Source organism: Pirellulales bacterium (genome assembly GCA_035499655.1).
Classification (GTDB): domain Bacteria; phylum Planctomycetota; class Planctomycetia; order Pirellulales; family JADZDJ01; genus DATJYL01.
Map to the genome: position 1 here is coordinate 1 of DATJYL010000078.1, position 13921 is coordinate 13921.

Below are 13921 nucleotides of genomic sequence, written 5' to 3' on the forward strand. Positions count from 1 at the left end.
CAAACGGCTTCCACATCGCCGGTAGCCAAAGTTGTTTTGTCAGCCGCAGGTGTCGATGAGCAGCGCCGGCGTTTGGTGCGCATCAGGCGAGCAATCCGCCGCCAAACCAACGGCGCTATTCAGGGATTACAGGTTGAAGTCAGCGGCGAAACATTAGTGCTCCGCGGACGATGCGCGAATTTCTATTGCAAACAGAAAGCCCAGCACGCCGCCATGAAATATCTGACCGGGGAAACACTGGTCAATGAAATTGCCGTGGATAACGTGCCACGATAATTGTGCTGCGATGACTTTCTGTTCAAGCCACCGCCTCCAATGCTTGGGTCCAGCGGTCAAGCGGGAAGCTCAGCACATCTTGCGGGTGTTCCAATTCGGTCGGGCTAACGACCAAGTGTGCTTGCGCTGCCAGACGTTTCACGTCCGCTGAATCTTCCAGGGCCACCAACACGTTGCAATCGGCCGTCCCGCTGAATTGACCTTCGCCCGGCAAAAACAACATTTCCACCTCGGGCCGCCCGCCGACTGTCCAGGGTGAAATGCGCCCCGCAATCATTCGTTCTACAGTCTCTGTCTGGACCGGAGCGCCCACTATTCGCACGGCCAAGTCGTTCCAGGTGCGCTTGATCAATCCATTTCGGCAGCAAATTAACTTTCCTTTACGCCAGGTGTACCGTGCATTGGGCGCCAGCTTGGGCACGGCGGGAGCCGTAACATCCACCGGATGCCACAAATGATACGAATAGGTCCACCGCATCAGCGATTGAATGCGCATTCCAGCCCGTCGCAAACGCCAACCCAAATCGTCATCTTCGCCTCCCCAGCCGCAAAAGTTTTCGTCGAAGCCGTTAATCCGCTGGTAATCTTCGCGCCAAATGCTGAAATCGCCGCTGCGTAAACTGCGCGGCTTGGTCGGATGACGCACAAAATTGTAAAACCGCGATTTCAGGTCCAACTTCTGCAGCCGCCGGCGCTCGGTGGCGCCCAGCAAGTCCGAGAATTCGCCCCGCCGAATGGTTTCCGCGGTCACGCACTTGGAGGCGGTTTCGTCCAATCGACCATAATCGCCGCTAAACACCACTCCCCGGCGGCGGTGCTTCAAATGTGTAGCCACATGCTGCGGCGGCAAAATGCAATCGCCGTCCAAAAACAGTAAATACGGAGCCCGGGTTGCCGCCGCCCCGGCGTTCCGACACCGAGCCGCCTGAAACGTCAAATGCGGATGCGTGACAAAGCTTACGGGAAACCGCACGCGCCGGCGAAATTCTTCGACCAATTGCGGTGTTTGATCCGTGGAACCATCGTCGCTGACCACCAATTCCATCTGCCCCGGCGACACGCCGCGCTGGGCGACGATCGATTCCAGCACTAAGGTCAAATTACGAGGTCGTTGATACGTTACCACGCACAGCGCAATTTCCGGCCCGGATGATGATGACATAGGCGTTGACGACATAACTAGCCTCATGAGCAAGAACCGAACAACGCGCCGCTGGCAGGGCGCCGGCGGGGTCAATCCTAAGCAAAAACAAGCGGCAAATAGTAGTGATTTGTGCCGCTAGCGACAAGCCGAAAACAGCGTCATCCAAGTCGCTGTAGTTTCTGCTGTGGATTGACGCTACCATTCTCACTGCCCTTGGTGGCCCGCGATAGTTGCTGCAAGAAAATACGAACATGCGCCTGTCCGTAATCATCAGTACATATAACCAGCCAGTCTGGTTGGAGAACGTGATTCGGGGCTTTGCTGCGCAAAGCCATGCCGATTTTGAGTTGGTGATCGCCGACGACGGATCGAACGACCAAACGCGAAGCACAATCGATCGCCTTCGCGCCGAAACCGGATTAACCATCCGCCATGTTTGGCACGAAGACCAGGGCTTTCGCAAGTGCACCATTTTGAACCGCGCCATCATCGAAGCCCAAGCCGATTACCTCGTCTTCACCGACGGCGATTGTATTCCGCGCTCCGATTTTTTGGCCCAGCACGCCCGCTGGGCCGAGCCGGGCTTCTTCCTCTCCGGTGGTGCCGTGCGCTTGACCATGGACGTCAGCCGCAAAATCTCCAAAGCCGACATCTTAGCGGGCCGGGCACATCAGACGGCTTGGCTCCGCCGCCAAGGAATGCCCTGGAGCAGCAAGTTGTTGAAGCTGTCAGCCGGGCCACGCTGGGCTGCGTGGTGCGATCGGTTCACCACCACCAAGGCCACGTGGAACGGTGGCAACGCCTCTACTTGGAAGCAGGCGCTACTGGACGTTAACGGCTTCGACGAACGCATGGAATACGGCGGCGAAGATCGTGAACTGGGCGAGCGGCTCGTAAATTCTGGCTTACGCAGCAAAAGCCTTCGCTACCGGGCCGTGTGCGTACATTTAGATCACGCCCGTGGTTATGTGCAGCAGGAAGCTCTGGCGCGGAATCAAGCCATTCGCCGCGAAACTCGCCGAACGCGCGCCATCTGGACGCCCTACGGCATCGTGAAGCAATCGCAACCCGGGCTTATCCATGCCGCTTGAAGTTGCCGTTGTAAGCCCACGACTTGCAAGCCGTGGGCTTGTCTGATTTTGTGGAGCACGCGGCGGATTTCAACCGCTCGCCGCACCTACGGCTTTCCGCACGCCCACATACGCTTGATGTGCTTTCAAACACGTGGCGCGGAATGCCTCAGGATAACCCACGCCCGCCAGACGCAGCGTTTCGACCGGACCAAGCTTGAAAATCATATCGCCCGCCGGATACCACCCCTGCCCCGGACGCACTTCAATGGCGATGGCGTCGAAACGATTCAAATCTACAAACTGCTCCGGCTTGAATTTAGCGCCGGCTTCGACAATCACTCGGCGATTTGTCAACCGATACCGGCGCACATTCCACGGCGCCAGCATCCAGAAGAACAGAAATAATCCAATCGGCAGCGTCAGTCCCATGAACAACCGACCTAGCGTGAAAATCCAAAAGCCAGCCCGAATGGCGTACAATCGCCCCAGGAACCGCCCCAACCCCGTGGCCGCAATCGTCGGCCACTCGATCGTGACGGTCACTTCTTGCAGTTGGCTCGGAGCGACGCCGGCAATAGCTTGTTTCATGCGCGTTCAGAGTTTCGAATAGTGCTCTAAATTTATAAAGCCGCGACCGTTGGTCGCGCTGCGGAAGTGGGCGTGAGGCCATCCAGAACTGGCAACCCAAAGCTAACAAAACGCGTTTCGGATTGCCAGGGTAGGTCAGCATGGCGATATTATGATTTTTCCCGAGTACAATCTCAATTGCTTCAAAATTCAACCAAGCAACATGAGCCGCTCCAACGATCTCTTAGTGGTCGGCGCCGGGCCGGTCGGCCTGATGATGGCTGCCGAGCTTCGCCGCCACGGCGTGGCCTGCCGGCTGATCGAACGACTGGAAAAGCCCGCTCCCCATTGCAAAGCGCTGGGCGTCACCCCCCGCACGCTGGAAGTGTGGGACGATTTGGGCGTTGTGCAGCAGGCTCTGTCGGCCGGACTGGGTTTAAAAGGCGCAGTCAATCTCACCAGCGGCGATGTCTACCAACAGGAAAAAGTTGGCGTCGCTTTGCCCGACGGCGCGTATGGATTCCTGGTTCTGGCCCAATACGATACCGAACGAATTCTAACCGATCATTTGCGTTCGCTCGGAGGCCAAATCGAACGGGGCGTCGAATTAACCGCTCTGGAACAAACCGACAGCTGCGTCAGCGCCACTTTGAAGCACGCCGACGGAAGCGCCGAGCAAGTCGAGTGCCAATATCTCTTGGGGTGCGACGGGGGTCGCAGCGCCGTTCGCCGGGCACTCAATGTGCCTTTCGAAGGCGAACATTACGAGCAAACTTTTTTCCTGGTCGACGTGGAACTAAGCGGCGATTTAGAACGCGGCTACGCCTATCGCATGGTTCGGATCGAAAAGGGCCAGCCGGTCGGAGGCGGGGCGTGCATTCCGGTGCCCGGCAATCCGCGCCGCTACCGTTTCAGCACGGTCGCTCCCGAGGCAATGCTTCCCGCAGAACTCAATTCCGGTGGACAACCAACACACGGCATTGCCGACATCGGCCCCACCCTTGAGCAAGCGCAGGAATTGCTCGGTTGGTTTTTCCCAGCAAACGTCAAAGCCAGCAATTTGCGCTGGTCGGCGTTTTATCGCATCAGCCATCGCTTGGCCGCGAAATACCGCATCGGCCGAGTTTTTTTGGCCGGCGACGCCGCCCATTTGCATCCGCCCATCGGCGGCCAAGGCATGAACACCGGTTTGCAAGACGCTTATAACCTGGCCTGGAAATTAGCCCTGCATGTCCACGGCCTTGCTTCGGCCAATCTGCTCGATAGTTACGAAGCGGAACGCCGCCCTATCGGCCAGCAAATTGTCGAACGGACCACCAAGCGGATGAACAAAATGTTCCAGGGCAAAGTGGACGAGCAAGAACCCATCCGCGAAGATTCCCAACTGTTTTTGAATTACCGCGGCAGTCCTTGGATCGGCGGCGATTCGTCGGGCGAAAATTCCCTCCCTCTCACTCTGGGAGAGGGCCGGGGTGAGGGTGCAGCGCCTGGCCCGCTACCCGGCCACCGCGCTCCGGACGTCTGCGGACTGCAGCGCGCCTTCACGCGCCACGAATTTCGCTTGTTCGATTTGCTCCGCGGCCCGCATCACACGCTGCTATTGTATACCGCCAGCGCCGATCCAGCGGCCGATTGCCAACGCTTCGCTGCGATTGCCGCGGCGCTGTTTCAGCAGTTCGCCGGCCGCATTCAAACGTATGCAATCATCCATTCCGATTGCGATGTTCCCGAAATCGAAGGCCTGCCCACAGTGGTCGACCGCCGCAACGAATTCGGCCGGATTTATCGCCCCAGTTCTGGCAGCGGCTTTCTAATCCGCCCCGATGGCTACGTCGGCTACAGGGCTGAACAGGCCGATCTCGATCGATTGCGGGCTTATTTGAAGCGCACGTTCCGAGACTAGCCAGCGAATCGGCTTGGCCGCAATTCTCAGGTTGAAGCAATTTCTACCGCCGCGCAAACCGCTCGTCTTCCAGGCCCAGGCGCTTCATCTTTTTGTAGAGCGTCGTGCGGTTGATGCCCAGTTCCTGAGCGGTGGCCTGGCGATTCCAGTTATTGCGCTCGAGTACTTCCAAAATAATTTGCTTTTCCGGGGCGGTCATGGCCTGCTTCAAATTGCGGCCCGGCTCGGGATGGGCCGAAAGCGGGGCCTCGGCCGCCAATTGCGGCGGCAAATCTTCCACTTGCATCGTGTCGGTTTTCCCCAGCAGCACGGCCCGTTCGACCACATTTTGCAATTCCCGCACGTTGCCCGGCCAGCGGTAACGCTGCAAAGCGGTCAGGGCGTCGTCAGCAAAGCCATTCACTTTGCGGCCCGATTCCTCGCAAACTTCGTCGAGAAAATGCTTGGCCAACAGCGGAATGTCGCTCAGGCGTTCTCGCAGCGGCGGCAGCTCGATGTTGATCACATTCACGCGGTAATACAAATCTTGTCGAAAGCGTCCTTCGGCCACAGCTTTCGAAAGGTCTTCGTTGGTCGCTAAAATCACGCGGCAATCGGTGCGAATGGTTTTGCTTCCGCCGACTGGCTCAAACTCGAACTCTTGCAACACCCGCAGCAGCTTTACTTGCATGGCCGCGCTGGCGGTGCTGATTTCGTCCAGGAAAATCGTCCCGCCGTCAGCCAGCTTGAACTTGCCGACTTTGTCTCCCGTCGCGCCCGTGAACGAACCGGCCACGTGGCCGAACAGTTCGCTCTCCAGCAGCGTCTCCGGCAACGCCCCGCAAGCGACTTCCACAAACGGTTTGTCGCGCCGGGCACTGTGGCGATGAATCGCTCGGGCCACCATCGATTTGCCCGTTCCGCTTTCGCCGGTGATCAGCACCGTGGCTTTGGTATCGGCCACGCTTTCAATCATGTCGAAAATGCGGCGCATGCGGTGATCGTGCCCGACGACATTTTCGATGCCGAACCGCATGTCGAGTTGGGCCTTCAAGTTTTTGTTTTCTTCCAGCACTTCGCGCTGATTTAAGGCCCGGTGAATGGCCAGCTCCAGTTCTTCGTCGATCAAGGGCTTAGTGAGCAGATCGAACGCTCCGGCCCGAATGGCTTCGATCGCCGTTTCCACCGTGCCGTAGCCAGTGACCAGAATCACGGGCACGGCCGGGTTGCGCTGTCGTGAATAAGCCAGCACTTCAAAACCATCGCGCTCGCCCAGTCGAATGTCGACCAACAACAGGTCGTATGTTTTGCGATCCACGGCTGCCACCGCCGAGGCATAGTCGCCGGCGACGTCCACTTTGTAACCCTGCTCCCGCAGCCAATCGGCCATGGAAGTTAAAACGTGTCGGTCGTCATCAACCAGCAGGAGCGAGCCTTTTTTCATGAAATCACCATCGCGGCAGCCTCAAAGGTATGCAAACAACAACCGCGCTATAAAATTGCCGACAGCGGAGGTAAACAGTAAATCCGTCGAAGTTTATCTACGTCACAGGTGCACAACGTCAACGCGGGCGCAAGGTTTGCAGCGGGGGAGTTTCGAAAGTGACGGTTGTAGGAAATAATCGGGCAAAGGCCGCTTACTGATCCTTGGGAGTAAAACCATGATTATCGCCGTCGGTTGCGACCATGCCGGTTTTGCCATGAAACAGCATGTGATGGAACAAGTGCGGGCCGACGGTCACAGCGTGCTGGAATGCGGCGCACTTAACTTGGTGCCGGACGACGATTATCCCGATTACGCCCTGGCCGTGGCCGAATCCGTTCGCAGTGGCCGCACTCAACGCGGCATTGTCGTCTGCGGCAGCGGCGTGGGTGTCAGCGTGGCGGCGTGCAAAGTTCCCGGCATTCGCGCCGCCATGTGCCACGACACCTTCTCCGCCCGACAAGGCGTCGAAGATGATTCGATGAACGTGCTTTGCCTGGGCGCCCGCGTCATCGGTCCCGAATTGGCCAGCGAAGTCATCCGGGCATTTTTGGCGGCGGAGTTCTCCGGCGCGGCCCGGCATCAGCGACGCTTGGACAAAGTCAAAAAAATCGAAGCCGACGCCATTGCGGGAAAACTATGAATGTTACGCCGCACAACGCCTGCCATTCTGGCGACTGTGCCATCTGAAACAAAACCGAGTTTGAATCGATAAAATAGCCGCCGCGCTTTGCATATGGCGAGAACCCAGCAACGTTCCACCGTGGCAAGCCACTCCAATTCGTTTAGAGATGATGCGCGGTCCATGCAGTCAAGGCGGATGGCGTGGGCTGGTGCCGCCCTGCTTGTTGGGCTGACGTGCGTCGCTTATTGGCCCGCCCTGCACGGTGATTTTATCTTCGACGACGAGGCGCTAATTTCGCAAAGCAAAGTCATTGCGCTTCCCCATGGTTTATATCGTATTTGGTTCACCACCGAACCGCAGGACTATTGGCCCGTTACGAATACTTCGTTTTGGTTGGAGTGGCGGCTCTGGGGCGAAGATTCCACCGGCTATCATTGCACGAATTTAGCGTTGCACATTGCCTGTTCGCTGTTGCTCTGGGCGGTGCTGCGGAACTTGGCCGTCCCTGGAGCGTACCTGGCGGCGCTGTTGTTCGCATTGCACCCGGTAAATGTCGAATCGGTCGCCTGGATCGCCCAGCGGAAAAACCTGCTGGCGCTGTTGTTTTTTCTGATTTCGCTGGGGTCCTTTTTGCAAACAGGCTTAATCGAAATTGCGCGACGTAAAATCACGAAGGAAAACATTTGGTACTGTTTGAGCCTGCTGGCTTTTGTTCTCTCCATGCTTAGCAAAGGCTCGGTCGCGGTTTTCCCATTCATATTACTGCTGTTGATCTGGTGGAAGCGCAGAAGCATTGGAGTTGCCGATGGCGTCCGTATCGCACCATTTTTTGTCATCTCGATATTATTGACGCTTTTGAATATTTGGTTTCAAACACATATTGGGAAGATCGATATCATCCGCCTCGATTTCTTACAGCGCTGTTTGGGAGCGGGCGGGGTCATCTGGTTTTATTTGGCGAAAGCGGTTGTGCCGGTTCATTTATTGTTTGTTTATCCGCAGTGGGACATTTCAGCCGTTAATCCGCTGTGGTGGTTGCCGCTCTTGGCCGCGCTCGTGGTGACCGGATTGTTGTATTGGCAGCGAAACAGTTTTTTTGGACGTCCTTTGTTCGTGGCGTGGCTGTTTTGGTGCATCGCTTTGCTCCCCGTAATGGGTTTTACCGACGTGGGCTACATGCAACATTCGCGCGTGGCCGATCACTATCAACACCTCGCGCTGATTAGCGTCGTCGCTTTAGCAGCCGCCGGTGCAAGTTACTGGCAGCACCATTCTCATGGCCTTCTCAACGCGCTGGCCAAATTGACTCCCATCGTAGTTGTCGGAGTCTTCACGGCATTAACCTGGCTGCAAAGCAGCTTGTATGCCAACCCACGAGCACTATACCAAGCAACGCTCAAAGAAAATCCGCGCAGTTCGTTGGCAATTGCTCTGTTGGCGGGAGTCGAAGCCAAAGCCGGAAATACCGACGCGGCGAGCGAAGATTTTCAGCAAGCCCTGCAAATCAATCCCGATTATGTCGATGCCCATTACGCGTTGGCCCAAAACCTCCTTGAAAAATCGAATCAACAAAAAGATCGCAAATGGCTCAAGGCCGCATTGGCACAATTTCAAGACGCGGTCCGGCTGAAGCCAGATGTGGCTGACTATCGCAACGACTATGCCATGGCGCTGGCCGCCGACGGACAAACCGACGAGTCTTTGGCTCAGCTGGAAGCGGGCTTTCGTGCGGACCCCAACCATTTGGGAATCAATTTTAACTTAACGAATGCCTACGCCCATCGGCAGCGTTGGGCCGAAGCGCTGGCCCTTGCCAAACACGCTCTAAGTTTGGCCCAAGACGAGGGAAATACCGAAATGATTCACAATATCGAAGATCAATTGCGCGCGCTAAACGAAATCTTGACGCCTGCCAACCCCGGCACGCCTCCACAGGCTGATACTCCCGAAGATAAAGCGTCTCGTCCATAATTGTCGCGCCGTCGCTGGCATTCTCACGTGAATTCACTCCATGTTTGTCGCAACAGCCCGTCAATGCTGCATTTGCGATGATTCAAAATCCCGGTTACCTCCCGCGGCCCAGATTGCTAAGATTCACTCGGACGCGGAGGCGGTGAATGCCGGGACTGGCAATCAGTCCCTTTTAATATTGTCCAACGATATCGAACGGCTTTGCATTAACTTCATCTGTGAATTCGCCATCAAACATCTTGACGGGGCCCGATCAGCAAGTCGGCAGCCTCAGCCTGGAATTTATCGAAGGTTTGCTCGCCGATTATTTGCGCAACCCCGACAGCGTTCCGCCCGACTGGCGCGCTTATTTTGACGACATGACGCGTGCCCAAAATGGCGGCGCCCCTGGTAATGAACATTCCGCTGATACTGAAGAAGGCCACCACGGAAACGGAAACGGCGCCACACTAGCGGTCAAGCAAATCGGTCCCTCGTTTCGCCCGGCCAGCTTGTTTGCCCCGCCACGCGGAGCGCGCACCTCGGCAGCGGCCTTGGTGCCGCCGCCGATCGAAGCGCCCCCCTCGGTTCCCCAAGCAGGACCTTCTCCAATTCCATCCACTCAGTTTCCACCCACTCCGTCGCCTTCCCGCCCCGCCCAGTCCCGCGATCAATGGCACATCGCCGTCTTGCAAGATCGGGTCGATCAATTGATTCGGGCCTATCGAGTGCGCGGCCACTTAGTAGCGCAAATCGATCCGCTCGGCTTTCCTCGCCCCGAGTTGCCCGAGTTGGACCCCATGTTTTACGGCTTCACCTCGGAAGACATGGATCAGGAGTTTTCCACCGCCACCATCGAAGGTCCACAGTCTATGACGCTCGGCCGCATTATCCAGCGGCTCCGGAATACCTACTGCCGCAGCATCGGCGTGCAATTTATGCACATGGATGATCTGCAAGTTCGTCAATGGCTGCAAGATCGTATGGAAGGTTCGGAAAACCGTTGCACGCTCAGCCGCAAAGAGCAGTTGCGCATTTTGCACGGGCTGACCAGCGCCACCGTGTTCGAGGAGTTTATCCAACGCCGTTTCCTGGGCGCCAAAAGTTTTTCACTGGAAGGGGCCGAAACGCTGATCCCCCTGTTAGATTTAACCATCGAACGCGCCGGCCAGCACAAGGTGGAAGAAGTCGTGCTGGCCATGGCGCATCGCGGTCGGTTGAACGTGCTGGCCAATGTGATGGGCAAAAGCCCGCAACAAATTTTCCGCGAGTTTGCCGATATCGACCCGGAATTGCACATCGGCCGGGGCGACGTGAAGTATCACCTCGGTCATTCGACTGACGTAAAAACCGCAGCCGGCCATCGCCTGCACTTGTCGCTCTGCTTCAATCCCAGCCATTTGGAATTCGTTAATCCCGTGGCCATGGGCCGCGTACGGGCCAAGCAAGACCGCGTGGACGATCTGGAACGCCGTCACGGAATGCTGCTGTTAATTCATGGCGATGCCGCGTTTGCCGGCGAAGGAATCATTCAGGAAACCCTGAACCTCAGCCAATTGGAGGCGTACCAAATCGGCGGCACCTTGCACGTGGTGCTGAACAATCAAATCGGTTTCACCACCAGCCCGGCCGAAGGACGCAGCACCACATACGCCACCGACGTGGCCAAAATGCTCCAAATTCCCATCTTCCACGTTAACGGCGAAGATCCCGAGGCCGTGGCACAAGTCGTGCGGCTGGCGATGGATTTCCGCCGCGAGTTCCAGCGCGACGTGGTCATCGATATGTACTGTTATCGCCGTCGCGGTCACAACGAGGCCGACGAGCCGCAATTCACCCAGCCCTTGTTGTACCAGGCCATCGAGCGCCGCAAAAATGTGCGCGAAGGCTATTTAGATCACTTGCTCAAGCTGGGCGGCATCGAACGCGAAGCAGCCGACCATATCGCCGCCGAATTGCGCAATCAACTCGATGCGGAGCTTTCCGCCGCCAAAAGCGAAGAATTCGTCCAACGCCCCGATTTGGCCAGCTTCTGGGCCTTTTACATTGGGGGCCGGGAGCGCGAAGCCGCTGAGGTAGAAACCGACATGAAGCGCGAACAGTTGATTGACCTCTTGGGCATGCTCTCGCATGTGCCTCGCGGTTTCCATCCGCATCCCAAAATCGGGCGCTGGCTGGAACAACGGCGCGAAATGATCGATGGGCGCCGCCCCATCGATTGGTCCGCGGCCGAAGCCCTGGCCATCGGCAGCCTGGCCGTGCAAAAATTGCGCGTCCGTATTAGCGGGCAAGATTCCGAACGCGGCACGTTCAGCCATCGCCATGCCGTGTTGCACGATGTGACCAGCGGCCGCCGCTACATGCCGCTGGCCAATTTAACGTTTGATCAGGCCCCCGTCGAAATCTACAACAGCCCTCTTTCCGAAGCCGGCGTGTTGGGTTTCGAGTACGGCTACAGCCTCGATTGCCCCGACGGCCTGGTCATGTGGGAAGCTCAATTCGGCGATTTTGTCAACGCCGCCCAAGTCATCATCGACCAGTTCATTGTCAGCGCGGAAGATAAATGGCGCCGCCTCAGCGGCATCGTGCTGCTGTTGCCCCACGGCTTCGAAGGCATGGGCCCGGAACATTCCAGCGCCCGATTGGAGCGCTTCCTGCAACTAGCGGCAAAAGACAACATTCAAGTCGCCAACCTGACCACGCCTGCACAGTTGTTCCATTGTCTCCGGCGGCAAGTATTGCGCGTCTGGCGTAAGCCGCTCGTGCTGATGACGCCAAAAAGTTTGCTGCGCCATCCGCTATGTGTGAGTTCTTTGAACGAATTGGCCGAAGGAAAGTTCCTGCGCGTCTTGCCCGATGTGCCGCCGGCGGAACGCACCACCGTGGACCGCATCTTGCTCTGCTCGGGCAAAATTTATTTCGAGCTGGAGCAGAAACGCCGCCAATTAAACAAACACAATGTGGCCATTCTGCGGATAGAGCAGCTTTATCCGCTTCCCAAAGAACCGCTCAAAGCGGCGCTGGCCAATTACCCTGACGGCACGCCCGTTTTCTGGATTCAGGAAGAACCGGAAAACATGGGCGCCTGGCGATATCTGAAAGTCCACCTCGGCGACCGCTTGTTCGAACGCTTCCCCTTTGCCGGCATCTATCGCCAAAGCGCCGCCAGCCCCGCCACCGGCAGCCATAGCAGCCACAAGCTGGAACAGGAAGAACTGCTGTCCCGCGCCGTCGGAGAATAGTGTCGCCTCTTGATGTCATCGGGTTTTGTGCTAGGTTCGACCCAAACCCTTCATTCGCTTGGATTCCGTCATGCCTGTCGAATTGAAAGTGCCCGAAGTCGGCGAATCAATCACCGAAGTGCACATTGCCCAGTGGCGGAAGCAAGTTGGCCAACGAGCCGAAAAAGATGAAAACCTCGTCGAGCTGGAAAGCGATAAAGCCACCGTCGATTTGCCGGCCCCCGTCTCAGGCACCCTGACGCAAATTCTAAAGCAGCCCGGCGAAGTTGCCCGCGTGGGCGAAATCATTGGCTACATGGCCGCCGGCGCGGAAGCGGCGGCGCCGCCTGCACCCGATGTGCCCAAGCCCGCCGTGAACGATCTCCCCCACGCAGCCACCTCTCCGACAATGCCTACTCCTTCGCCTTCGCAACCAGCTTCAAGGGCAACACTCCCGCCTGTCATGCCCGCCGCCCAGCGGCTGATGGCGCAAGAGGGAATTCCCTCCGACGCCGTCACGCCCACCGGCCCTGGCGGCCGGATTTTGAAAGAAGATGTCCAGCGCGCAGCGCAGCGGCCCGCTGCAGAACCCTCTCCCACTGGGAGAGGGCAAGGTGAGGGTGCTGCGATACTAGCGCAACCGGTCCATCAGGTGCCTCCAACTCCCAATTCGGCTACGTCGCAACTGCGCGGCGAAATTGTCCCCGCCGATTTGGCCCGCGGCCAGCCTAAAGTCGATCTTTCCTCCTCCGGCTATCCGCGGGAAGAGGAACTCGTGGTGATGAGCCCCATTCGCCGCCGGATTGCCGAGCGCCTGGTCGAAGCGCAGCATTCCGCCGCCCTGCTGACCACATTCAACGAAGTCGATATGACCGAAGTCATAGCCCTGCGGGCCAAGCATCGCGAACAATACGAACAGCAATACGGCGTAAAGCTCGGCTTCATGTCGTTCTTTGTGAAAGCGGCAGTCGACGCGCTCAAGCACGTGCCGCAATTGAACGCCGAGGTGCGCGATCCCCACATCGTATATCACAATTATTACGACATCGGCATCGCGGTCGGCGGCGGCAAGGGCCTGGTCGTCCCCGCGCTGCGGAATGCGGAGTTCATGAGCTTTGCCGAGGTCGAGCAAAAAATCGCCGATTTCGGCCGCCGGGCCAAAGAGAACAAGCTCAAGTTGGAAGAGCTGCAAGGGGGCACGTTCACCATTTCCAACGGCGGCGTGTACGGCTCCATGCTCTCCACCCCCATCGTCAACCCGCCGCAAAGCGGCATTTTGGGGCTGCACGCCATTCAAGATCGCCCCTCCGTCCACAACGGCCAGGTGGTCGTACGCCCAATGATGTTCCTGGCCCTGACGTACGATCATCGCATTGTCGACGGCCGCGAGGCGGTGATGTTCCTCAAGCGGATTAAGGAAACCATCGAGGAACCCACCCGCATGCTGCTGGAAGTTTGAATAACCTGATTCACTGCCAGGCAGAATCATTTACCGCGAAGGACGCAAAGGTCGCGGAGAGAGATTGAAAATTTCATAGCTACAGATGAACACAGATAAACAGGCTTTGTTGAAACCCTATTGATTCCAATGGGAAAACAGTTTACATCAATGCGTCATGGAAACCACACGTGCGATGACGCGGTCGCCGGTGGCGTTGGCCAGGAAGGCCGTCGAAATTGCGCAACGTGCTTTGCCTGCC

At 57.5% G+C, this 13921-nt stretch carries 11 protein-coding genes; 8 read left to right on the forward strand and 3 right to left on the reverse strand.

Features of this window, described 5'->3' with window-relative positions:
* Positions 1 to 276 (forward strand): hypothetical protein (locus VMJ32_05650; protein HTQ38489.1); only part of this gene is annotated, 276 nt, incomplete at its 5' end.
* A gap of 22 nt (positions 277 to 298) precedes the next feature.
* Here VMJ32_05650 and VMJ32_05655 read toward each other — a convergent pair.
* Complete coding sequence (locus VMJ32_05655) at positions 299 to 1453, reverse strand: glycosyltransferase (protein HTQ38490.1); 1155 nt, start codon at positions 1451 to 1453, stop codon at positions 299 to 301.
* A 218-nt stretch (positions 1454 to 1671) separates the two neighbouring features.
* On the opposite strand from VMJ32_05655, the gene VMJ32_05660 reads away from it, so the two are divergent.
* Positions 1672 to 2511 (forward strand): glycosyltransferase family 2 protein, encoded by an 840-nt coding sequence (locus tag VMJ32_05660; protein HTQ38491.1) that lies wholly within the window; start codon positions 1672 to 1674, stop codon positions 2509 to 2511.
* 69 nt (positions 2512 to 2580) lie between these two features.
* On the opposite strand, the gene VMJ32_05665 is transcribed toward VMJ32_05660, so the two are convergent.
* Positions 2581 to 3081: a PH domain-containing protein gene (locus tag VMJ32_05665; protein HTQ38492.1), complete on the reverse strand. Its 501-nt coding sequence runs from the start codon at positions 3079 to 3081 to the stop codon at positions 2581 to 2583.
* Between the two features lie 151 nt (positions 3082 to 3232).
* On the opposite strand from VMJ32_05665, the gene VMJ32_05670 reads away from it, so the two are divergent.
* A complete protein-coding gene (locus VMJ32_05670) occupies positions 3233 to 4963 on the forward strand; it encodes an FAD-dependent monooxygenase (protein HTQ38493.1) in 1731 nt (576 codons plus the stop codon).
* Positions 4964 to 5006: 43 nt separating this feature from the next.
* On the opposite strand, the gene VMJ32_05675 is transcribed toward VMJ32_05670, so the two are convergent.
* The gene (locus tag VMJ32_05675) at positions 5007 to 6332 is read right to left on the reverse strand and encodes a sigma-54 dependent transcriptional regulator (protein HTQ38494.1); all 1326 of its coding nucleotides are present in this window, start codon (positions 6330 to 6332) and stop codon (positions 5007 to 5009) included.
* 12 nt (positions 6333 to 6344) lie between these two features.
* On the opposite strand from VMJ32_05675, the gene VMJ32_05680 reads away from it, so the two are divergent.
* The 5 genes from VMJ32_05680 (at position 6345) to odhB (ending at position 13680) form a co-directional block, all read left to right on the forward strand.
* Entirely contained in the window at positions 6345 to 6467 is a 123-nt protein-coding gene (locus VMJ32_05680) for a hypothetical protein (GenBank protein HTQ38495.1), read from the forward strand.
* A 136-nt stretch (positions 6468 to 6603) separates the two neighbouring features.
* Positions 6604 to 7068 (forward strand): ribose 5-phosphate isomerase B, encoded by a 465-nt coding sequence (gene rpiB, locus VMJ32_05685; protein ID HTQ38496.1) that lies wholly within the window; start codon positions 6604 to 6606, stop codon positions 7066 to 7068.
* A gap of 177 nt (positions 7069 to 7245) precedes the next feature.
* On the forward strand, positions 7246 to 9021 hold the full coding sequence (locus VMJ32_05690) for a tetratricopeptide repeat protein (GenBank protein ID HTQ38497.1): 1776 nt from the start codon (positions 7246 to 7248) through the stop codon (positions 9019 to 9021).
* A gap of 218 nt (positions 9022 to 9239) precedes the next feature.
* Entirely contained in the window at positions 9240 to 12242 is a 3003-nt protein-coding gene (locus tag VMJ32_05695; protein HTQ38498.1) for a 2-oxoglutarate dehydrogenase E1 component, read from the forward strand.
* Positions 12243 to 12312: 70 nt separating this feature from the next.
* Positions 12313 to 13680 (forward strand): 2-oxoglutarate dehydrogenase complex dihydrolipoyllysine-residue succinyltransferase, encoded by a 1368-nt coding sequence (odhB, locus tag VMJ32_05700; GenBank protein ID HTQ38499.1) that lies wholly within the window; start codon positions 12313 to 12315, stop codon positions 13678 to 13680.
* Positions 13681 to 13921: the final 241 nt, after the last annotated feature.